Origin of the sequence: Mycobacterium sp. E3198, assembly GCF_001667015.1 — a bacterium.
In the GTDB taxonomy this organism is placed as follows: Bacteria; Actinomycetota; Actinomycetes; order Mycobacteriales; family Mycobacteriaceae; genus Mycobacterium.
Genome location: NZ_LZIS01000073.1, coordinates 1 through 19,581, shown reverse-complemented (window position 1 = coordinate 19,581; position 19,581 = coordinate 1). Strand labels below are relative to the sequence as shown.

25 protein-coding genes and 1 tRNA gene are annotated in these 19,581 nt (G+C 68.9%); 19 read left to right on the top strand and 7 right to left on the bottom strand.

All coding sequences use genetic code 11. The features are described from left to right. Positions 1-14: 14 nt before the first annotated feature. The 3 genes from A5673_RS08600 to A5673_RS08590 all read right to left on the bottom strand — a co-directional run bounded on the left by A5673_RS08600 (position 15) and on the right by A5673_RS08590 (position 2,549). Positions 15-779: an SDR family NAD(P)-dependent oxidoreductase gene (locus A5673_RS08600; protein ID WP_068229872.1), complete on the bottom strand. Its 765-nt coding sequence runs from the start codon at positions 777-779 to the stop codon at positions 15-17. 1 nt (position 780) lies between these two features. After that, a complete protein-coding gene (locus A5673_RS08595) occupies positions 781-1,812 on the bottom strand; it encodes a phosphotransferase family protein (RefSeq protein WP_068229869.1) in 1,032 nt (343 codons plus the stop codon). Between the two features lie 71 nt (positions 1,813-1,883). Further along, complete coding sequence (locus A5673_RS08590) at positions 1,884-2,549, bottom strand: class I SAM-dependent methyltransferase (RefSeq protein WP_068229867.1); 666 nt, start codon at positions 2,547-2,549, stop codon at positions 1,884-1,886. A gap of 64 nt (positions 2,550-2,613) precedes the next feature. Between A5673_RS08590 and A5673_RS08585 the strand changes: the two genes are divergently transcribed. Genes A5673_RS08585 through A5673_RS08575 form a run of 3 tightly spaced genes read left to right on the top strand, consistent with a single transcriptional unit; the run spans position 2,614 to position 4,728 of the window. After that, on the top strand, positions 2,614-3,222 hold the full coding sequence (locus A5673_RS08585; protein WP_068229866.1) for a histidine phosphatase family protein: 609 nt from the start codon (positions 2,614-2,616) through the stop codon (positions 3,220-3,222). Positions 3,223-3,256: 34 nt separating this feature from the next. Further along, complete coding sequence (locus A5673_RS08580) at positions 3,257-4,303, top strand: phosphotransferase family protein (protein ID WP_068229863.1); 1,047 nt, start codon at positions 3,257-3,259, stop codon at positions 4,301-4,303. 50 nt (positions 4,304-4,353) lie between these two features. Further along, positions 4,354-4,728: a hypothetical protein gene (locus A5673_RS08575; RefSeq protein WP_156748014.1), complete on the top strand. Its 375-nt coding sequence runs from the start codon at positions 4,354-4,356 to the stop codon at positions 4,726-4,728. Between the two features lie 10 nt (positions 4,729-4,738). On the opposite strand, the gene A5673_RS08570 is transcribed toward A5673_RS08575, so the two are convergent. Further along, positions 4,739-5,083: a lipopolysaccharide assembly LapA domain-containing protein gene (locus tag A5673_RS08570; RefSeq protein WP_068229859.1), complete on the bottom strand. Its 345-nt coding sequence runs from the start codon at positions 5,081-5,083 to the stop codon at positions 4,739-4,741. 105 nt (positions 5,084-5,188) lie between these two features. Between A5673_RS08570 and A5673_RS08565 the strand changes: the two genes are divergently transcribed. The 5 genes from A5673_RS08565 to A5673_RS08545 are packed head-to-tail and all read left to right on the top strand — an operon-like array spanning position 5,189 to position 9,278. Further along, positions 5,189-6,142 (top strand): ABC transporter substrate-binding protein, encoded by a 954-nt coding sequence (locus A5673_RS08565; RefSeq protein WP_068229857.1) that lies wholly within the window; start codon positions 5,189-5,191, stop codon positions 6,140-6,142. After that, positions 6,139-7,230, top strand: coding sequence for an ABC transporter ATP-binding protein (locus A5673_RS08560; RefSeq protein WP_068229854.1), 1,092 nt, complete (start codon positions 6,139-6,141; stop codon positions 7,228-7,230). The genes A5673_RS08565 and A5673_RS08560 overlap by 4 nt, the downstream gene beginning before the upstream one ends. Positions 7,231-7,232: 2 nt before the next feature. After that, positions 7,233-7,919 carry an ABC transporter permease gene (locus tag A5673_RS08555; RefSeq protein WP_068229852.1) on the top strand — a complete coding sequence of 229 codons (687 nt, stop codon included), beginning with the start codon at positions 7,233-7,235 and terminating at the stop codon, positions 7,917-7,919. Next, positions 7,916-8,674, top strand: coding sequence for an ABC transporter permease (locus A5673_RS08550; RefSeq protein ID WP_082958624.1), 759 nt, complete (start codon positions 7,916-7,918; stop codon positions 8,672-8,674). The genes A5673_RS08555 and A5673_RS08550 overlap by 4 nt, the downstream gene beginning before the upstream one ends. A gap of 4 nt (positions 8,675-8,678) precedes the next feature. Then, a complete protein-coding gene (locus tag A5673_RS08545; RefSeq protein WP_068229850.1) occupies positions 8,679-9,278 on the top strand; it encodes a putative glycolipid-binding domain-containing protein in 600 nt (199 codons plus the stop codon). Here the strand turns inward: A5673_RS08545 and A5673_RS08540 are convergent. Then, positions 9,241-10,179, bottom strand: coding sequence for a prephenate dehydrogenase (locus A5673_RS08540; RefSeq protein ID WP_068229847.1), 939 nt, complete (start codon positions 10,177-10,179; stop codon positions 9,241-9,243). The genes A5673_RS08545 and A5673_RS08540 overlap by 38 nt on opposite strands. A gap of 102 nt (positions 10,180-10,281) precedes the next feature. On the opposite strand from A5673_RS08540, the gene A5673_RS08535 reads away from it, so the two are divergent. From A5673_RS08535 to A5673_RS08520, 4 genes are all read left to right on the top strand, one after another. Then, positions 10,282-10,803, top strand: coding sequence for a tRNA adenosine deaminase-associated protein (locus A5673_RS08535; protein WP_068229845.1), 522 nt, complete (start codon positions 10,282-10,284; stop codon positions 10,801-10,803). Positions 10,804-10,913: 110 nt separating this feature from the next. Further along, entirely contained in the window at positions 10,914-11,369 is a 456-nt protein-coding gene (locus A5673_RS08530; RefSeq protein ID WP_068229843.1) for a nucleoside deaminase, read from the top strand. A 29-nt stretch (positions 11,370-11,398) separates the two neighbouring features. Further along, a tRNA-Ser gene (locus tag A5673_RS08525) sits at positions 11,399-11,488 on the top strand. A 423-nt stretch (positions 11,489-11,911) separates the two neighbouring features. After that, positions 11,912-12,220: a WhiB family transcriptional regulator gene (locus A5673_RS08520; protein WP_231970951.1), complete on the top strand. Its 309-nt coding sequence runs from the start codon at positions 11,912-11,914 to the stop codon at positions 12,218-12,220. Between the two features lie 78 nt (positions 12,221-12,298). On the opposite strand, the gene A5673_RS08515 is transcribed toward A5673_RS08520, so the two are convergent. Both A5673_RS08515 and A5673_RS08510 read right to left on the bottom strand, forming a co-directional pair. Then, the gene (locus A5673_RS08515) at positions 12,299-13,459 is read right to left on the bottom strand and encodes a 1,4-beta-xylanase (protein WP_068229841.1); all 1,161 of its coding nucleotides are present in this window, start codon (positions 13,457-13,459) and stop codon (positions 12,299-12,301) included. Positions 13,460-13,660: 201 nt separating this feature from the next. After that, on the bottom strand, positions 13,661-14,044 hold the full coding sequence (locus tag A5673_RS08510; protein WP_068229836.1) for a hypothetical protein: 384 nt from the start codon (positions 14,042-14,044) through the stop codon (positions 13,661-13,663). Between the two features lie 110 nt (positions 14,045-14,154). On the opposite strand from A5673_RS08510, the gene A5673_RS08505 reads away from it, so the two are divergent. From A5673_RS08505 to A5673_RS29010, 7 genes are all read left to right on the top strand, one after another. Next, positions 14,155-14,541, top strand: coding sequence for a DUF2237 family protein (locus A5673_RS08505; protein WP_068229834.1), 387 nt, complete (start codon positions 14,155-14,157; stop codon positions 14,539-14,541). A 2-nt stretch (positions 14,542-14,543) separates the two neighbouring features. Continuing rightward, entirely contained in the window at positions 14,544-15,803 is a 1,260-nt protein-coding gene (locus A5673_RS08500) for a sulfotransferase (RefSeq protein ID WP_068229830.1), read from the top strand. Between the two features lie 14 nt (positions 15,804-15,817). Beyond that, positions 15,818-17,053: an MBL fold metallo-hydrolase gene (locus tag A5673_RS08495; protein ID WP_068229907.1), complete on the top strand. Its 1,236-nt coding sequence runs from the start codon at positions 15,818-15,820 to the stop codon at positions 17,051-17,053. After that, a complete protein-coding gene (locus tag A5673_RS08490; protein ID WP_068229827.1) occupies positions 17,050-17,799 on the top strand; it encodes an SDR family NAD(P)-dependent oxidoreductase in 750 nt (249 codons plus the stop codon). The genes A5673_RS08495 and A5673_RS08490 overlap by 4 nt, the downstream gene beginning before the upstream one ends. A 16-nt stretch (positions 17,800-17,815) precedes the next feature. Continuing rightward, positions 17,816-18,295, top strand: coding sequence for a VOC family protein (locus A5673_RS08485; protein WP_068229825.1), 480 nt, complete (start codon positions 17,816-17,818; stop codon positions 18,293-18,295). A 1-nt stretch (position 18,296) separates the two neighbouring features. Next, complete coding sequence (locus A5673_RS08480) at positions 18,297-19,274, top strand: LLM class flavin-dependent oxidoreductase (RefSeq protein WP_068229820.1); 978 nt, start codon at positions 18,297-18,299, stop codon at positions 19,272-19,274. 85 nt (positions 19,275-19,359) lie between these two features. Then, positions 19,360-19,554 carry a hypothetical protein gene (locus A5673_RS29010; protein WP_156748012.1) on the top strand — a complete coding sequence of 65 codons (195 nt, stop codon included), beginning with the start codon at positions 19,360-19,362 and terminating at the stop codon, positions 19,552-19,554. Positions 19,555-19,581 lie beyond the last annotated feature (27 nt).

The window sequence follows — 19,581 nt, the reverse complement described above, 5'->3', positions numbered from 1 at the left end:
AATACTCCTATCCGCTAAGGGATCCCGCCGTCGGCGCGCAGGATCGAGCCGGTGGTGAAACTGGACGCGTCCGACGCCAGAAACAGCGCGGCGCCGACGATTTCACGTGGATCACCGGCGCGCTGCAGCGCCAGGTGGCCGAACGGTTTGCCCTCGACGCGGTCGAGATTCCAGGCCTTGCTGACGTCGGTGAGAAACGGACCCGCCATCAACGTGTTCACCCGGACGGCCGGTCCGTACGCCTTCGCCAAGGCTTCGGTCATGGCGTTGAGACCGGCCTTGGCCGCGGCGTAGGGAACGATGTCGGGGGCCGGGCGCAGCGATCCGGCGGTGCTCACGTTGATGATGGATCCGCGACCGGCGGCCACCATCCGCTCGCCCACCAGCGCCGATAACCGGAACGGCCCCTTGAGGTTCAGGTTGAGCACCGCGTCGAACAGCTTCTCGGTGACATCGGTCAGCTTGTCGTACAGCGGTGACATGCCGGCGTTGTTGATCAGCGTGTCGACCTTGCCGAACCGCTCGTAGGTCGCGTCGACGAGGCCGTCGAGCTGTTCCCAGCGCCCGACGTGCACCTGGTAGGGCATGGCGGAGCGGCCCGTCTCGGCCTCGATCTGCTTCGCGGTGGCCACGCAGTTGTCCATGTTGCGGCTGGCGATCACCACGTCGGCGCCGCAGTGCGCGACGCCGAAGGCCATCTCGCGCCCCAGGCCGCGGCTGCCGCCGGTGACCAGCACCACCCGGTCGGTGAGGTCGAAAAGCTGCTCCGCATAACCCATTTCAGTGCACCCTCGCCAGCTCCGCCGCGGTGGCGATCAGTCGCGGGATCATCGCCCCGAAGGTGTCCTGGATCTGGGGATCCACTTTTCCGGTGCGCACCCCGGCCGCGTAGGTCTTCTCCAGCACGATCCCCAGTTTCCAGTTGGCCAGCACCAGGTAGTAGTCGATGTGCTCGGTGGACAGCCCGCTGATTTTCTCGTAGTGGTCGAGCAATTCGGTGCGGGTCGGCATGCCCCGCATGTCGAGGTAGAAGCCGTCGCTGCTCGGCTCCTCGCCGTCGTAGCCCAGCAGCGCCCACGCGAGATCCAGCAGCGGATCGCCGACCGTCGTCATCTCCCAGTCCACGATCGCGGCCAGCCGCGCCGGCTCGCCGTGCGCGAACATCACGTTGGCGAACTGGTAGTCGCCGTGCATGATGCCCGGCCGGTAGCTCGTGGGCCGGTTGTCGCGCAGCCACTCGGCGGCCTCGCCCAGCCCGGGCAGCTCGCGCACCTTGTAGGCGTCGAGGAACGCCAGCCAGCGGTCCACCTGGCGTTCGTGGAATCCGTCCGGGCGGCCGAAGCCCTCGAGCCCCTGCGCGCGCCAATCCACCCGGCCGAGCTTGGCGGCGCCCTCGACGAGCTGGAACGCCAGCCCGCGGCGGGCGCTCAGGTCGGTGTCGAACGGCGCCTGCCACCCGCCGTCCATCGGGCTCCACCCGTCGATCGCCTGCATCACGTAGAACGGCATGCCCAGCACGGCGCCGGTGTCGTCGGCGGCGACCAGCGCCGCGTGCGGGACGTCGGTGCCCGACAGCGCGCGGACCAGCCGGATTTCGCGCAGCAAGCCGTCGATGCGGGCCGCGTCGGCGCGGGCGCCGGGCATCCGCAGCACCATCCGCTGCCCGCCGCGCTCGACCAGGTAGAGGGTGTTCTGCGAACCGCCCTTCAGCGGTTCCAACACCGGTCGCTCGCCGCCGCCCGGTGCGTCGTTCGCGTCGAGCCAGCGGGCCAGAACGCCCGCGTCCAACTGGGATTCGCTGACACTCGTCATAGGCTGCACACCCCGCTCTCCGTGCAGAGAATAGCATTCTCCGCCGGTATGGGAAGGGTCGCTTCGGATGCCTAATCCGGCTTGTGGGCGCTGAGCAGGAAGCCGGGCGCCAGAAAGTGTCCCTCGTCGTCGCGCTCGATATCCGGCGACAGGCCGCCGGCGCCGGCCAGTGCCCCGGCGTTGCCGTACAGCTTCGCGGGGCGGATGTCGTCGACCCGCCATAGCTGCCCGACGGCGTCGCGCAGCTCGGTTTCGGTGAAGCCGCGCGGCCCGGGCCCGTCGCTATGGCCGAGCGCGCCGGTGGCGAACGCCAGGATGTACAACGCCGCCCCGGGCGCGGCGGCCCGGAAGATCGACCGCAGGTAGTCCTGGCGCCGCTCAGGCGGCAGCACGTGGAACAGCCCGCTGTCCAGGATCGTCGAGAAGCGGCCGTCATAGCCGCGGAAGCTGGTGACGTCGGCCTGCGCGAAGGTCGCCGTCGTCAGTCCGCGTTCGGCCGCCGCCGCGGTCGCCGCCGCGACCGCGGTCGCGCTGGCGTCCAGGCCGACGACGGTGTGGCCTCGGGCCGCGAGGGCCAGCGACAGCTCGGCGTGGCCGCAGCCGGAGTCCAGGACGTCGCTGCAGACCTTGCCTTGGTCGATCAGCACCGCCAGCTCGGGCTGCGGCCGGCCGATGCTCCACGGTGGCGGCGCCTCCTGCCGGTAGGCGGCGTCCCAATCCATGCCCGGCTGGGTCATCTCTCCTCCTCGTGAGGCGCGATGAGAAACTGGCGCTGCCCACCATCCGACGACGGGAACAAACATGCAAGTGCTGCTGGTCCGCCACGCGTTACCGCTGCGCAGCGAACACGGCGAGGGCTCCGATCCGAACCTGTCGGAGGACGGGTTCGCTCAGGTCAAACGGCTGCCCGACGCGCTCGCCAGGTTTCCGATCTCGCGGGTGGTGAGCAGCCCGCAGCGGCGCGCCATCCAGACCGCCGAACCCGTCGCGGCGGCCCGCGAGCTCAGCGTCGAAATCGATGCCCGGTTCGCCGAATACGATCGCGACCTGCCGGTGTACATCCCCGTCGAGCAGATCAAGGCGGAACGACCGGAGGAGTGGGCGCGCCTGGCCCAGGGGCAGCTACCCAGCGCGGTCGACGAGGACGCGTTTCGGGCACGGGTGCGCGCGGCCGTCGACGACCTGGTCACCGCCGCCGACCCCGAGGACACGGTGGCGGTGTTCAGCCATGGCGGCGTGATCAATGTGCTGCTGCACGAGATCCTCGGGACGGCCCGGTTGCTGTCCTTCCCCGTCGACTACGCGTCGGTGACCCGGCTGTTGTTTTCGCGGTCCGGCGAGGCGACGGTGGCGTCGGTCAACACCACCGAACACGTGTGGGACCTGCTGCCGAGAAACCAGCGGTGGTGAAGTTGGCCGGCGCCGGCGGTGGTAAACAATTTCGGTGACTTCAACTGACCGACTCGACGGGCTGGACCTGGCCTCGCTGGACTCCTACCTGCGCTCGCTGGGGCTCGGCCGCGACGGCGAGTTGCGGGGCGAGTTCATCTCCGGTGGCCGCTCGAACCTGACGTTCCGGGTGTACGACGACGCGTCGAGCTGGCTGGTCCGGCGCCCGCCGCTGCACGGCCTGACTCCGTCGGCCCACGACATGGCCCGCGAATACAAGGTGGTCGCCGCGCTGCACGACACCCCCGTCCCGGTGGCGCGCGCGATCGCGCTGTGCGAGGACGACTCCGTGCTGGGCGCGCCCTTCCAGGTCGTCGAATTCGTTGTCGGGCAGGTGGTGCGCCGCCGCGCACAACTCGAAGCGTTCAGCCACACCGTCATCGACGGCTGCGTGGACTCGCTGATCCGGGTGCTCGTCGATCTGCACAGCGTCGACCCGAACGCCGTGGGGCTGGCCGACTTTGGCAAACCCAGCGGCTACCTGGAGCGGCAGGTGCGGCGGTGGGGTTCGCAGTGGGAGCTGGTGCGGCTGCCCGACGACCACCGCGACACCGACGTCGAACGGCTGCATTCGGGCCTGCGGCAATCCATTCCGCAGCAGAGCCGGACGTCGATCGTGCACGGCGACTACCGGATCGACAACACCATCCTGGACGCCGACGATCCGACGACGGTGCGCGCCGTCGTGGACTGGGAGCTGTCGACCCTGGGGGATCCGCTGTCCGACGCGGCCCTGATGTGCGTCTACCGCGACCCGGCGCTGGACCTGATCGTCAACGCGCAGGCGGCCTGGACGTCACCGCTGCTGCCGACGGCCGACGAGCTGGCGGACCGCTACTCGCTGGCGGCGGGGCTGCCGCTGGCGCACTGGGAGTTCTACATGGCGCTGGCCTACTTCAAGCTCGCCATCATCGCCGCCGGCATCGACTTCCGCCGCCGGATGTCGGACCTGGCCGGCGGAACGGAGTCCGAACACACGCCCGAGGTCGTCGCGCCGCTGATCTCGCGCGGGTTGGCCGAGCTCGCCAAGCTGCCGACGTAGCCGTCCGCGCGCAACGTTTAGCCGCGAGTTCGGCGGGCATGCTGCAAGCGATGCCCAAGGACACGCGCAAAGGTGATCATCAAATACGGCAAGCCGACGTGTCGCGCCTGCCGTTCATGGCCGGGGTCTTGCTGGCGATATCTGGCCTGCTCACCCTCGTCTTGGGGCTGTACACCCTCAGGTTTTGGTGGGGGTGGTGGTTCATCGCCCTGGGCATCCTCGTCGCGGGGGCAGGTGCCCTGCTGCTGTTTCGGGTAGCGGCGGCCCGGTTGGCCGCCTTGGCCGCTGCGTTGGTGTCGCTGGTATTCGGGGCGATCTTCATCGCGAAGTACCCGTGGTTCGGCCTCTCGACGATCGGTTTGGATCTCGTCGCGATCTACTGCGTCGCAAGGTCGCGACTGGGTTACCGAGGCCCGGGCGAATGATGCTCGCAGGCTAGGCGGGCCGCGACGCCGCCCCGTGATGCTTCCTGGCCGCGCGGCGCAGCTGCAGGATCCGTGCGGTGCCGGCCGCGACGGTGATCAGCCCACCCACCACCGCCGCCAGCAGGATCGCGACACCCAGCGGAAGGCTCCAGCGCCAGCCGAAGAACGCAAACGACGCCGAACTCGTGTTCTGGGCTATGAAGATGAGCAACAGGATCAGGGTCAGGAAGCCGGCGGTCAGGGCAGTCCACAGGGCGCCGGCGCGGGTGAACCCGACGGCCGGATCCTTGGAGGTGGCTCCGCCGCGGGAAGGCGGGGGTGGCGCGGGAGGCTTGGCTGGGGTTGGGCCGCTCATACTCCTATCTTTGTCCCATCCTGGGCAGATTGAAACAAATCCTCGCAAAACAACCTGCCGCCGGGACGGGCGCGTCGCGGCGGTTCTGCCGTTAGTGTCGGCGTTATGAGGATGCTGCCGCGCGCCCGTCGCGCGACAATGCGCGTGGCAGTCTGGGTGGCCGCGGTATGCCTGATCGCGGCCTGCAGCAATTCCGATCCGCTGGGGGCGGAGACCCGCAGCCCGAAATCCATCGTGGTGGGCTCGGGTGATTTCCCGGAATCGGAGATTGTCGCCGAAATCTACGCGCAAGCCTTGCAGGCCAACGGTTTCGAGGTCGGGCGGCGAATGGGCATCGGCAGCAGGGAGACCTATATCCCTGCGTTGAAGGATCATTCCATCGATCTGGTGCCCGAGTACATCGGTAACCTGCTGTTGTACTTCGCGCCCAACTCCACGGCCACCATGCTCAACGACGTCGAGTTGGAGCTGTACAAGCAACTTCCGGGCGACCTGTCGATTCTCACGCCGTCACCGGCTTCCGACACCGACACGGTCACCGTCACCGCTGGCACCGCGCACGACTGGAACCTGAAGACGATCGGCGATTTGGCCGCCCATTCGCCCGAGGTGCGGTTCGGAGCGCCGTCGGCGTTCGAGAACCGGCCGTCCGGCCTACCGGGCCTGCGCCAGAAATACGGGCTGAACATCAGCCCGGGTAACTTCGTCGCGATCAACGACGGCGGCGGCGCGGTGACCGTGCGTGCGTTGCTGGAGGGCAGGGTCACGGCCGCCAACATCTTCAGCACGTCACCGGCGATCCTGCAAGATCACCTGGTGGCGCTCGATGACCCCGAGCACAACTTCTTGGCCGGCAACATTGTGCCGCTGGTCAATTCGCAGAAGAAGTCGGACCTGCTCAAAAACGTGCTCGACGCGGTCTCGGCGAAGCTCACCACCACCGGCATGGCCGGCCTCAACGCAGCCGTGTCGGGCAATTCCGGCGTCGACCCGGACCAGGCGGCACGAAACTGGGTGCAGTTCAACGGCTTCACCCATCCGATCGGCCAACGGCGTTGATCGTCTTCGACACCGTCAGCAAGGTGTTCGCCGACGGCACCGCCGCCGTGGACCGGCTGAGCCTGGCGGTCCCCCACGGCAAACTGACGGTCTTCGTCGGATCTTCGGGCAGCGGCAAGACCACGGCTCTGCGGATGATCAACCGGATGATCGAGCCGACCTCGGGCACCATCACCGTCAACGGGGCGGATGTCAGGGGCGTCAACCCGGTGCGGCTGCGCCTCGGGATCGGCTACGTCATCCAGCACGCCGGGCTGATGCCGCATCAGCGCGTGATCGACAACGTCGCAACCGTTCCCGTCCTGAAGGGCCAGCCGCGCCGGGTGGCCCGCAAAGCCGCCTACGAGGTGCTCGAACGCGTCGGCCTGGACGCCAAGATCGCCACCCGCTACCCGGCCCAGTTGTCCGGTGGCGAACAACAACGCGTCGGCGTGGCACGCGCGCTCGCCGCCGACCCGCCCATTTTGCTGATGGACGAGCCGTTCTCCGCCGTCGACCCGGTGGTGCGGCACGAGCTGCAAAACGAAATACTGCGGCTGCAAAGCGAATTGCACAAAACCATCGTCTTCGTCACGCACGACATCGACGAGGCGCTCAGGCTGGGCGAGCGGATCGCGGTGTTCAAGGCCGGCGTACTGCAACAGTATGACGAAGCCGCGCAACTGCTTTCGCGTCCCGCCAACGAATTCGTCGCCAGGTTCATCGGGTTGGGTCGCGGCTACCGCTGGCTGCAGCTCATCGACGCGGCCGGCCTGCCCCTGCACGACATCGAGCGCGTCGCCGCGGACGGCCTGCGCGAGACCGGCCTTCCCGACGGCTGGGCGGTGGTGGTCGACGACGCGGGCGCCCCGGTGGGGTGGGTCGACGCCGATGGCCTGCGCAAGCATCGCTCGGGTGCGTCGTTGTCCGACAGCATGAGTGGCGTCGGCTCGCTGTTCCGCCCGGACGGCAACCTCAGCCAGGCCCTCGACGCGGCGCTGTCGTCGCCGTCGGGCCTCGGTGTCGCCGTGGACGACGCGGGCAAGGTCATTGGTGGCGTGCTGGCCGCCGACGTGCTGGCCGTGGTCGAGGCACGGCGGGGAAGCTGACGATGCACTACCTGCTCACCCACCTCGACGACGCCTGGGCCCTGACCGTGGTACATCTGCGGCTGTCCTTGGTGCCGGTGCTGATCGGGCTGGCGATCGCCGTCCCGCTGGGCGTCGCGGTCCAGCGCGTGCCGGTCGCCCGGCGGCTGACGACGGCAACCGCGGCCGTGGTGTTCACCGTGCCGTCGCTGGCGTTGTTCGTGGTCCTGCCGACGATCATCGGCACCCGGATCCTCGACGAGGCCAACGTCATCGTCGCGCTGACCGCCTACACCGCCGCGCTGCTGGTGCGGGCGGTGCTCGAGGCGCTGGACGCGGTGCCGGCCCAGGTGCGCGACGCCGCCGCGGCGGTGGGCTACCCGACCCTCAAGCGGATGCTGAAAGTCGAACTGCCGCTGTCCATTCCGGTGTTGGTCGCCGGGTTGCGCGTGGTCGTGGTGACCAACATCGCGATGGTTTCGGTCGGCTCGGTGATCGGCATCGGCGGCCTGGGCACCTGGTTCACCGAGGGCTATCAGACCGACAAGAGCGACCAGATCGTCGCGGGCATCGTCGCGTTGTTCGTGCTGGCGACCGTCATCGACGCGCTCATCGTCGTGGCCGGCCGGCTGGCCACGCCGTGGGAGCGCGCCGGGCGTACCCCGCGTCGCCGCCCGGCGGTGGCGCCGGTCGTGGGCGGCGCGCGATGAACTTCGTGCAACAGGCGCTGTCCTACCTGCTGACCGCCGACAACTGGACCGGTCCGGTCGGGTTGGCGGCGCGCACCGCGGAGCACCTCGAGTACACCGCCATCGCGGTGGCCGCGTCCGCGGTGATCGCCGTCCCGGTCGGGCTGATCATCGGGCACACGGGTCGTGGCACGCTCCTGGTGGTGGGCGCGGTCAACGGCCTGCGGGCACTTCCGACGCTGGGCGTGCTGTTGCTGGGGGTGTTGCTGTTCGGGCTGGGCCTCGGGCCGCCGCTGGTCGCCCTCATGCTGCTCGGCGTGCCGTCCCTGCTGGCCGGCACCTACGCGGGCATTGCCAACGTCGAGCCGACGGTGGTCGACGCCGCCCGCGCCATGGGCATGACGGAGACCCGGGTGCTGCTGCGCGTCGAGATACCCAACGCGCTGCCGCTGATCCTGGGTGGGCTGCGCAACGCGACGCTGCAGGTGGTCGCCACCGCGACGGTGGCCGCCTACGCCAGCCTCGGCGGGCTGGGTCGATACCTGATCGACGGCATCAAGGAGCGCCAATTCCAGCTCGCGCTGGTCGGTGCGCTGATGGTGGCCGCGCTGGCGCTGCTCCTGGACGGCCTGCTCGCGCTGGCGGTGTGGGCGTCGGCGCCCGGCACCGGGCGGCTGCGCGGCCGGTCGGGCTGGGCCGCCCGGCGGCGCGACCACGTGACGCCCACCGCACTTGGGGGCAAACCCGCCGCCGCCGATGGACACGTCCTACGGTAGAGGCGTGAACGCAGCCCCCTCTGACCCAGCCCGGCGCGTGTGGCAGGCGATGTTGACCTGGCGCGCGCAGGACGTTTCCCGCATGGAATCGGTGCGAATCCAGGTGTCCGGCAAGCGGATCCGGGCCAACGGGCGCATCGTGGCCGCCGCCACCGAGACCAATCCGGCGTTCGGCGCCTACTACGACGTGCAGACCGACGAGACCGGCGCCACCAAGCGCCTGGGGCTGACCGTGACACTGGCCGAGCGGGAACGCGTGCTCTCCATCGCCCGGGACGAGGAAAACATGTGGCTGGTGACCGACCACCAGGGCGAGCGGCGCGCCGGGTACAACGGCGCGCTGGACGTCGACGTGGTGTTCAGCCCGTTTTTCAACGCGCTGCCGATCCGGCGCCTCGGGCTGCACGAACGGGCGGACATGGTGACGTTGCCGATGGTCTACGTGAACGTGCCCGACATGTCGGTCACCGCGGCGACGGTGAGTTACACCAGCGAGGGAAGCCGCGAGGGGATCAAGTTGCGCTCCCCGGTCGCCGACACCGCGGTGAGTGCCGACGAAGAGGGCTTCATCGTCGACTATCCAGGCTTGGCAGAGCGGATCTGATCACCCCACCGGCGCGGCCCGCGGCGGCGAGTTCTTCGCGCCAGTTCTCGGCGCCGATGACGACGGTGAAGATGTCGGAGCGCGGAAAGCTGTCGTAACGCGTCCGGGCCGCGTGGCCCGCGTCGATGAGGTCGGCGAGCGAATTGTGGCTGGCCAGCGACTCGCGGGCGCGGGCGAGTAGCTCGATCACCTGGTCGACCGCCGGCAGCAGCTGCGCGGAATTGCCCTCGCACATCGCCCTCACCAGCTCCGGCGCGGTGCCCGCCACCCGGGTGCCGTCGCGGAAGGAGCCGGCCGCCAGCGCGAAGGCCAGCGGGACCTCTCCGGCGGTCACGGCCAGCGCCTCCGCGAGCAAGTGGGGGAGGTGGGAGATGGCGGCCGCCGCGGCATCGTGCTCGTCCGATTTGGCCGGCACCACCAGCGCCCCGCAATCCAGCGCGAGCTGCATCACCATCGACCAGATCCGCGGGTCCACGTGGTTGTCGACGCTGACCACCCATGGTGCCCTGGTGAACAACCCGGCATAGCCCGCGGCCCAACCCGAATCCGCCGTGCCCGTCATGGGGTGGCCGCCGACGAAGCGCTCCAGCAGGCCCGCCGCGGCAACCTCGTCGAGCACGGCGCTCTTGACGCTGGTGACGTCGGTCAGCGGGCAGTCGGGGGCGAGTTCGCTGATGTGGGCGAGCATGCCCGCCAACGCCGGCATCGGCACCGCCACGACGATCAGCGCGCCGGTGTCGGCGGCCCGGGTCAGGGTGTGGGTCAGATCGGTGCTGGCGTCGAAGCCGTCGGCGGTGGCGGCGTGCGCGCCCTCCACCGACCGGTTGTAGCCGAACACGTCGCGGCCGGCCGCCTTGGCGGCCCGCATGATCGAGCCGCCGATGAGGCCCAACCCGAGCACGCAAACGGGTGTTTCGGACCGAAGATGAGCCACAGTCCAAGGTTGGCACAGTCAGCGCTGCGTCTGGTCAGAGGGCCTGGTCAGCGACTAGCGTAGGCGCCCATGGGAGCACAGCGGGCCTCGGCGCAAGGCCCGTCCGCGGACACGCCGGACGGCTTCGGCGTCGCGGTCGTGCGCGAAGAGGGCAAATGGCGCTGTTATGCCATGTCTCCCAAGGCGCTGACGAGCCTCAAGGCCGCCGAGACCGAGCTGCGTGAGCTGCGCAGCTCCGGCGCGGTCTTCGGGCTCCTCGACGTCGACGACGAATTCTTCGTCATCGTGCGCCCGGGCCCGTCGGGGACCCGGCTGCTGCTCTCGGACGCCACCGCCGCACTGGACTACGACATCGCCGCCGAAGCGCTGGACAACCTCGACGCTGACATCGATCCCGAGGACCTCGAGGACGCCGACCCGTTCGAGGAGGGCGACCTGGGGCTGCTGTCCGACGTCGGGCTCCCCGAGGCGGTGCTGGGCGTCATCCTCGACGAGAGCGACCTGTACGCCGACGAGCAGTTGGGCCGCATCGCCCGGGAGATGGGCTTCGCCGACGAGTTGTCGGCGGTGATCGACCGCCTCGGTCGGTGATCGGAGGCGCGCGGCGGTGGGGGCACTCCCCAGCTCCGCGGGGACCCCACCCGGTTGCGGGGGACCGGGCGAAGCGGGTCGCCGCCATCAGGATCGGTCGGTGATCACCGATCAGCGATGAAGATCTGATCCGCGCCGCGCTGTCGGTGGCCACGACGGCGGGCCCCCGCGACGTGCCGATCGGCGCCGTGGTCGTCGGTGCCGACGGGACCGAGCTGGCCCGGGCGGTGAATGCCCGTGAGGCACTGGGTGATCCGACCGCGCACGCCGAGATCCTGGCGATGCGGGCCGCGGCGCAGGTGCTCGGCGATGGGTGGCGGCTGGAGGGCGCGACGCTCGCGGTGACCGTCGAACCGTGCACCATGTGCGCGGGCGCGCTGGTCCTGGCCCGCATCGCGCGGCTGGTGTTCGGCGCGTGGGAACCCAAGACGGGAGCGGTCGGATCGCTGTGGGACGTGGTCCGCGACCGTCGGCTCAACCACCGCCCACAGGTACGCGGCGGTGTGCTCGCGCAAGAATGCGCCGCGCCCCTGGAGGACTTCTTTGCCCGCCAGCGATTGGGGTGAGCGGCGACCGGTTCGGTAAGCTGCCTGGCGGTGGCGTGTCCGAGCGGCCTAAGGAGCACGCCTCGAAAGCGTGTGACGGCTAAAACCGTCCGAGGGTTCAAATCCCTCCGCCACCGCCAAAGCTGCCGCGAGAAATCGCAGGTCAGCGCTAGTTTCACGGGCGAACGGCCGCCCGCACCGGGCGGGCCGCGCGGCCCGTCATCGCACCAACTCCCACCGACGGCGTCAGTCACGCCGGGTTGAACGGCGTTGCCGTGCACCGATATCCGTCGCTGTCTTCGTGTCGGGTCCCTTGCATCTGCCGCGGCCGCGCCGCGGGCCGCGCTGCCGGGGTCATTCCCAAGGAAATGTACGTCTGTACCAGAAAAGCGTTGCGCGATCGATACCGAACCGCTACCTTTGCAGCGGGGGGATCCAGGTCACAGACGCGGGCACGTGTGGCGCAAATCCCAGCATCGGGGGAGGCCGGCCGCAGAGCGCGGCCGAGACGAAGGGATATCTCGTTGCCAGGAACAGGAGCGGCCCTGCGGCCGCGGAATCTTGTGCCCGTAGCCAGCGCTCCGCGCGCAGCCGACGCGGTCGACCGCGCGTGGGTCACGAAGGCGCTGTGTCGGGAAACCGACCCCGAAGAGCTGTTTGTGCGGGGAGCCGCCCAGCGCAAAGCCGCGGTGATCTGCCGGCACTGCCCGGTGATGCAGGAATGCGGTGCGGAGGCGCTCGACCACAAGGTCGAGTTCGGCATCTGGGGTGGCATGACCGAGCGGCAGCGCAGGGCCCTGCTCAAGCAGCACCCCGACGTCGTGTCGTGGTCGGATTTCTTCGAGCGGCGCAAGGCCCGCTCGGTCGGCTAGAGAGCCCCCGAACGCGAAAACGGCGTTTTCGCGTTCCTCATTACTAAATTGTTACGGCTGCCCGGGTCCGGGGGCGTTTCACGTGGGCCCGCCGCTGGTCAGGCCGCGCGCCGCCTGGAATTCGCTGTCCCGGAAGGGCCGGCCATCGGGTTGCAGCAGGTCGTGAAACCACACCTTCGGGGGGGCCGCGTACGGATGGTCCCACGAATCCCAGGGGAAGTAGGTCTGGGTCTTGCCGGCGACCAGACCCCAGTTGAAGGCGCCGACGTTGCGTCGCTTCGCGACGGGCAGGATCGACTCGATGGTGCTGCCCTGGGGCCGGGCCATGTACTCGGTGCAGATGATCGGTCGCCCCAGCGGCGCCAGCTCGGCGATCCGCGACTCGAAGCCCGCGGGCTCGGCGTAGGAGTGAAAGGTGATCACGTCGGCGTTGTTCAGTTGGATGTCACTGATCGCGTTGGCGCCCCCGTGCTCGCCCTGATCGGCACCGCGCCACACGCCGCTCGTCAGCGGTTGGCTGGGATCGACCGCGCGGGCCCACCGGAACACTTGGGGGAGCAGGTTGGCGACCAACTCCAGCTTGTCTTTGCGCTCCACCTTTTGGTACACGCGCGCCGGGTTGTCGGGCTCGTTCCACATGTCCCAACCCAAAATTCGGTTGTCACTGCGGAATTGGGTCAACACGCTCGTCACGTAGTCGTGTAGGACGCGGGTGTAGGCGGGGTCGCCGAGGCGTTCGGCGCCGGGGCTCTGCACCCACCCCGAGTTGTGCACGCCGGGCCGCGGCGCCCGCTGCGGACCCAGTCTTGGAAACGGGTCCCAGCACGAGTCGAAGAAGACGAACAGCGGCCTGATGCCGTGGCTGGCGGCGACGCTGACGAACTGCGCGAGGCGGTTGTGGAAGCCGCGGGCGTCCTGCGCCCACAGCTGATCGTGCAGAAAAACCCGCACGCTGTTGAAGCCGTAGGCCCGGGCCCAGCCCAGCTCGGTATTGATGCGTCGGAGGTCGTAGGTGCCGGGCTGAAACATCTCGAGCTGATTGATGGCGTTGGCCGGGATGTAGTTTGCGCCGACGAGCCATCCCTGCGCCTGATACCAGCGGTTGGCGCGGTCGGGCGACCACCGGATCACCTCACCGGAGGAGCGGGGTGCCGGTTCCGCCGAGGCGCGCGGCGCGTGGGCCAGTGCCGTGCCCGCCGCCAGCAACAAGGGGATCTTGAGGGCCGTTCGACGGTGCACGATCTGACGATAAATTTCACGAGGCCAGGTTCCCGGCATTTGCACAGCGAGTCGCCGCAGAGCTTATCGGCGCTTGGGGAATTGTTATCTTGTTGTGACCTAGGGGCATTCACGTACGCGGGCCGCGGGTGCGTTGCGGCCCTTGGGGTGCGGCTCCGACGGCCGCCAAGACCGTTGTGCGCCTGGTGAAAACGGGCTCGCTCAGATGCCGAGTGACTGCGGCGACCACTCGTCGACGACCAACGGCAACGAGATCAGCCAATCGCCGCACGAGACCTCGATGACCCAGCGCCCGTCGAAAGGCAGCCGCGTCTCGATCGGAAAGAAGGCGAAACCCGGAAATTCCCCGACCGCGGCTTGCGGCGCTTCGAACGAGGTGTGCTGCGTGGCGTCCAGCGTCGGCGGCTTCATTTCCACGTCGATCCGGCGGCCGGAATCTTCGCCGTCGGGCAGCGTCAGCACCACCAGGACAACCCGGGCCACCCGGTCGGGGCCGACCGTGAATTTGGACAACACGCCGCCTTGCACGTTCAGCTTGTTGTCGACCGTCGCGGCCGCCTCCGCCAGGAAAGCACCGGTAAGCATCACACGCAGAACGTACCGCGCAGCAGGGCCGACTGCGTACCGGACGGGCTTTCCGGAACGGATGGAAAAAGACCCTTCGAACTTCCCCCGGGGAGCGCGATACTAATGGCGTGCCTGATCGCAATGTGCTCGGCGGTCCGCTGGAACCATGCGGCACGGAACCACTGACCGGTTTTTACCGCGACGGCTGCTGCTCGACCGGTTCGGAGGACCTCGGCCGGCACACGATCTGCGCGGTGATGACCGCCGAATTCCTGGAACACCAGCGGTCCATCGGTAACGACTTGCTGACGCCGGTTCCCGAGCTCCGGTTCCCCGGCCTGCTGCCCGGGGACCGCTGGTGTGTCACGGCGCTGAACTGGCTCCGGGCTCACAACGACGGGTGCGCCGCGCCCGTGGTGCTGGCGTCCACCCACGAGCGCACGCTCGAGGTGGTCCCCCTGGAGGCGCTGCAGGAGCACAAGGTCGACGTCCCCGACGACCTCGCTAACTTATAGCGGTGGGTGCTGCGCTGGGCGACATCGACTTCGACGATTTGACGTCACCCCGGCTGACCGACGTCCAGCGGCAGATTCTGGAATTCACCGAGGCCAGGCGGGTCGAGTTCGACATCGAGGCGATGCTGGCCGAAGCGGTCGTGCAGGCCGGCGCCGACGACTTGGACGACAGCGACGGCTTCGGCGAGCGGCTGGCCGCGCACGTGGCGGCGATCGACGCCGACGAAGGACTGACCCAGCTCACCCGCACGTCGCTGCGGCAGCGTGTGGTTCGCCTGCTGCGCAACCGGCTGTCGCTGGTCGAGCTCGTCAAGCGGTACCCCGAAATCGAGTCGATCGCCATCGAGAAGCCGTTCATCGTGGTCGGGATGCCGCGATCCGGCACCACCCACCTGGTGAACCTCATCGCCGCCGACCCGCGTCGGCGCGCGCTGCCCTATTGGGAGAGCCAGGAACCGATCCCCGCCCGCGGCCAGGGTCCCGACATCTCCGGTGTCGACCCCCGCTACGCGCGGGCGAAGTCCGAGCACGACGCGCTGATGGCCAGCGCGCCGGTGGTGGCCGCCATGCACGACCGGTTTCCCGAGGCGATCGAGGAGGAGGTCGAACTGCTCGACCTCGACCTGGCCGCCTACGTCCTGGAATGGCATGCGCGCGTGCCGGATTGGCGCGACTATTATCTGGCGCTCGACCAACACCGCCACTACGCGTACCTGAAGAAAGTTCTGCAGGCGCTCACCTTCCTGCGCGGCCCACGGACGTGGGTCCTGAAGAGCCCGCAGCACTGCGAGCAGCTCGGCCCGCTGATGGCGACCTTCCCCGACGCGACGGTGGCCTTCACCCACCGCGACCCGGTCGCGGTGGTGCAGTCGGCGATCACGATGATGGCCTACTCCGATCGGTTGCGGCGCACCAGCATCGACCCGGGCTGGCTGCTGGACTATTGGAGCGACCGGGTGCACCGGCTGCTCGGCGCATGCGTGCGCGACCGCGACCTCGTTCCGGCCGAACGCAGCATCGACATCAGCTTCCACCAACTCAACGGCAACGAGATGCCGCTGCTGGAGCAGCTGTACCAGCGTGGCGGCGTCGAGCTGACACCGAAGGTGCGGGGGCGCCTGCAGCAGTACCTGGAGGGCAACCCGCGGGGCAAACACGGTCGCATCCGCTACGACCTGCAGCGGCACTTCGCGATCTCTCCCGACGAACTGCGCGAGCGATTCGGCTTCTACTTCGACAGGTTCGACGTCCGCCCCGAATGAAGGAGACATCCGCGATGGAACCGATCTATCGCAGCAGACCCGGCGCCGACGCCATGCGACCGGCGGCCGCCGAGACGGCCGAGCAGATAGCGCCGGGACTGTGGTGCTCGCCGGGGCTGTCGAACGCCTACCTGCTGACCACCGCCGACGGTCGGGTCGTCGTCAACACGGGGATGGGCTTCGAGGGGCCGGTGCATCGCGCCAACTTCGACGCCGTCGACCCCTCCCCGGTGCGCTACATCATCTTCACGCAGGGCCACGTCGACCACGTCGGCGGACTGGACAGCGTGCGCGACCCCGATACGACGGTTGTCGCGCAAGCGAACTGGACTGCGTGGCGCGACGACAATGAACGTCTGATCCCGTACCGCGCCGCCCGCAGCGCGTTCGCCTTCAAGGACAAGCTGGCGACCGGGATCCAAGCGATTCAGCGCCGTCTCGATACGACCCGGCTGGCCGGCCAGAGCGTGCCCGTCGTCGACCTCGAATTCGAGGACAAGCTGAGTTTGGAGGTCGGTGGCCGGCGGCTGGAGCTGATCTCGGTGCCCGGCGGTGAGACCACCGACTCGCTGGTGGTTTGGCTCCCGGACGAACGGATCTGCCTGTGCGGAAACACGTTTGGCCCGGTGTTCGGGCATATCCCCAACCTGGTGACGATGCGCGGTGACCGGTACCGGGACGCCCTGACCGCGATCGCATCGGTCGAGCGGGTGCGCGAGCTGGAGCCCGAACTGTTGGTGACCGGCCACTTCGACCCGATCGCCGGGCGGGAGCGCATCAACGCCGAACTGACCCGGCTGCGGGACGCGATTCAGTACATCCACGACCAGACCGTCGCCGGGATGAACGCGGGCAAGGACGTCCGGACGCTGATGCGCGAGATCACCTTGCCTCCCGAGTTCGAAGTGGGCCAGGGCTACGGCAAGGTCGCCTGGGACGTGCGCGCCGTCTGGGAGAACTACTCGGGCTGGTTTCATCACCGGTCGACCACCGAGCTGTACCCCGTCGGCTTCGACGCCGTCGCCGCCGACGTGGTGGAACTCGCCGGCGCCGACGCGCTGGTGGACAGGGCGCGCACGCACCTCGACGCGGGCCGGGCTCTGCACGCCATCCACCTCGCCGAGCTCGTCGCCTCCGAGCACGCGGGCGCGCGCGACGTGCTGAACAGGGCGCACGAAACGCTGCTGGCCGACAGCACCAACTTCTGGGAAAGTGCCTGGCTCACAAACCAATTAGCGAGGAACTCATGACGGCGCGCGCCACCTTCGACTTCACCGGGACGGCGGTGCTGATCACCGGCGGCACCAGCGGCATCGGGCACGCCACCGCGACGCTGTTCCGGGACGCCTGCGCCTCGGTCGCCGTCACCGGAACCAAACGGAGCGCCGCCGATTACGAGGCCGACCTGTCCGGCATGGACTATCACCAGTTGCAGATCACCGACGAAAAGTCGATAGACGCGCTCGCGCAGGAGTTCACTCACCTCGACGTGCTCGTCAACAACGCCGGCGCGAATTTCCCTGGCGGCCTTGACGAGTCGAAGCCCGACGGGTTCGACGCATCGGTGGCTCTCAACCTGACCGGCCCCTACCGGCTCACGATGGCCCTGTACGGGGCGTTGAAGTCGTCGACCGCACCAGGGGGTGCCAGCGTCGTCAACCTGGCGTCGATGTCCGCGCTGCGGGCGGTGCCACTGGTTCCCGGCTACGGCGCGGCGAAGGCAGGGATCGTCTGCATCACCCGGAATCTCGCGGTGAAGTGGGCGCGCAAGGGGATCCGGGTGAATGCGGTGGCGCCGGGCACGATCGACACCCCGATGACCGCTCCCATGCACGGCGCGGCCGAACTGGTGGACTCCGAACTGGCGCACATTCCGCTGCGTCGCTTCGGATCCGTCGGGGAGATCGCGCCCACGATCGCATTTCTGTGCACCGAGCAGAGCAGCTACACCAGTGGCGCGCTCTTCGTCGTCGACGGCGCGTCCGACTGCGTCTGAAAGCAAGGGATTCACAATGACATTCGCTTTGCGGCCCGAGGATTTCTACCATACCGGCATCGTCGTGCCCGACCTCGACGCGGCGATGGCCACGCTCAGCGCGCTGGCCGGCTACCGGTGGATCAATCCGATGAGCTACACGCTGCCCTTTCGGACCGCCGCCGGCGTCCGCGAACTGACCTCGACGATCGTCTACTCCTTGCAGAGCCCCCACGTCGAACTCGTGCAGGAGGTGCCCGGCAGCCCGTGGATGGCCGCGCCGGGCAACGCCGTCCATCACCTCGGCTACTTCAGCGACGACCTGGCGCGCAGCGCCCGGGCGCTGGAGGCCCACGGCTTCACCCTGGAGATGACCGCCGATACGCCCGGATCCGATCTCGCGCTGTTCGCCTACTACACGGACGCTTCCGGCACCCGCATCGAGATCGTCGACCGCGCGCTATTTCCCGACTTCCCCGCGTTCCTGGAATCGATGGCCGGCTCACCGGAGGTTTGACGTGCTCTTGACCGTGCTGCGCTTCAATTTCGCGTCGCCACAGGGCGATCCGCGCAGGCAGAGCGAACTGCTGCGCGCCGCGCTGGAACTGGCGCAGTGGGGCGAGTCCCACGGGATCACGTCGATCAGCGTCGACGAGCATCACGCGACCGGACACGGATGGAGCTGCAACCCGATCATGGCGGCGTCGATGTTCCTGGCACGCACCACGACGCTGATCGCCAGCGTGGACTGCGCGCTGGGGCCGCTGTGGAATCCCGTCCGACTGGCCGAGGATATCGCGCTCGTCGACAACATGAGCCGCGGCCGGCTGCACACCACCGTGGGTCTGGGCTACCGCACGGTCGAATATGACTCGCTCGGCGTCGATTTCGGCCGGCGCGGCGCACTGATGGACGCACTGGTCGAGCGGATGCTGTCCGTCTGGTCCGGTGCCGACGCCGACGCCGACGCGGGAGTCTGCACCGGTACCTGGACGCGGCCGCACCCGCCGCTGTACGTGGGCGGCGGTTCGCGCGCCACCGCGCGGCGCGCGGCGCGTTTTCGGCTGCCGCTCAGCCTGGCCGACCACCTGCCCGAGATCGCCGCCCACTATCGCGACTTGTGCGCCGAGGCCGGCATCAAGCCCCTCATCCTGATGCCCGGTCCGATCAATCGCGGAATGATCTACCTACACGAGGATCCGGACCGGGCCTGGGCCGAACTCGGCGGCCACATCCTTTGGGAGGCGGTCACTTACGGCGGATGGTCTGCCGAGGAGCGTTCGCTCATGCACCTGCCCGGGGTACAGACCCTGGACGAGGTCAAGGCCTCGGGGCGGTACCGGTTCCTGACGCCCGACCAGCTCATCGCCGAAGTGCGAGACTCCCGGCAGTACGGGCCGCTGGTCCTGCATCCGCTGGTGGGCGGGATGCCGATCGACGAGGCGTGGAAGTCGGTTCAGCTGCTCACGGACAAGGTCCTGCCCGCGCTGGCGTGAGCGCGTCGACTTTCGCGTCGAATTCGCCCGATTTGCGCGTGCGCCCGGCGGGTACGCGACCGGAGGATGCGAAAGGAGGAAATTGATGCGATCCGCGACCAGGAGGACGGTCGGGGTCCTGGGCTGCGCCGCGGTCCTCGGTTTGGGGCTCGGCGGTCCCGCCGGGGCAACGACTTTGGCGAGCGGCGCGCCCTCGGCGCCGGCGCCGCCGACGTCGGCCAACCCGCCGCCACCCCCGCCGCGGGCGCCCGGGGCGGAAAGTCCGTTGCCGCGGCAGTAGTAGTAGTAACAGGGCACCCGGGGCACG

Bases quoted from the DNA above. Each gene is read 5' to 3' on its own strand.
- A5673_RS08565 (WP_068229857.1), top strand. From the start codon at position 5,189: ATGAGGATGCTGCCGCGCGCCCGTCGCGCGACAATGCGCGTGGCAGTC.
- A5673_RS08595 (WP_068229869.1), bottom strand. From the start codon at position 1,812: ATGACGAGTGTCAGCGAATCCCAGTTGGACGCGGGCGTTCTGGCCCGC.
- A5673_RS08535 (WP_068229845.1), top strand. From the start codon at position 10,282: ATGGGAGCACAGCGGGCCTCGGCGCAAGGCCCGTCCGCGGACACGCCG.
- A5673_RS08585 (WP_068229866.1), top strand. From the start codon at position 2,614: ATGCAAGTGCTGCTGGTCCGCCACGCGTTACCGCTGCGCAGCGAACAC.
- A5673_RS08575 (WP_156748014.1), top strand. From the start codon at position 4,354: ATGCCCAAGGACACGCGCAAAGGTGATCATCAAATACGGCAAGCCGAC.
- A5673_RS08485 (WP_068229825.1), top strand. From the start codon at position 17,816: ATGACATTCGCTTTGCGGCCCGAGGATTTCTACCATACCGGCATCGTC.
- A5673_RS08590 (WP_068229867.1), bottom strand. From the start codon at position 2,549: ATGACCCAGCCGGGCATGGATTGGGACGCCGCCTACCGGCAGGAGGCG.
- A5673_RS29010 (WP_156748012.1), top strand. From the start codon at position 19,360: ATGCGATCCGCGACCAGGAGGACGGTCGGGGTCCTGGGCTGCGCCGCG.
- A5673_RS08600 (WP_068229872.1), bottom strand. From the start codon at position 779: ATGGGTTATGCGGAGCAGCTTTTCGACCTCACCGACCGGGTGGTGCTG.
- A5673_RS08550 (WP_082958624.1), top strand. From the start codon at position 7,916: ATGAACTTCGTGCAACAGGCGCTGTCCTACCTGCTGACCGCCGACAAC.
- A5673_RS08570 (WP_068229859.1), bottom strand. From the start codon at position 5,083: ATGAGCGGCCCAACCCCAGCCAAGCCTCCCGCGCCACCCCCGCCTTCC.
- A5673_RS08510 (WP_068229836.1), bottom strand. From the start codon at position 14,044: ATGCTTACCGGTGCTTTCCTGGCGGAGGCGGCCGCGACGGTCGACAAC.
- A5673_RS08490 (WP_068229827.1), top strand. From the start codon at position 17,050: ATGACGGCGCGCGCCACCTTCGACTTCACCGGGACGGCGGTGCTGATC.
- A5673_RS08495 (WP_068229907.1), top strand. From the start codon at position 15,818: ATGGAACCGATCTATCGCAGCAGACCCGGCGCCGACGCCATGCGACCG.
- A5673_RS08555 (WP_068229852.1), top strand. From the start codon at position 7,233: ATGCACTACCTGCTCACCCACCTCGACGACGCCTGGGCCCTGACCGTG.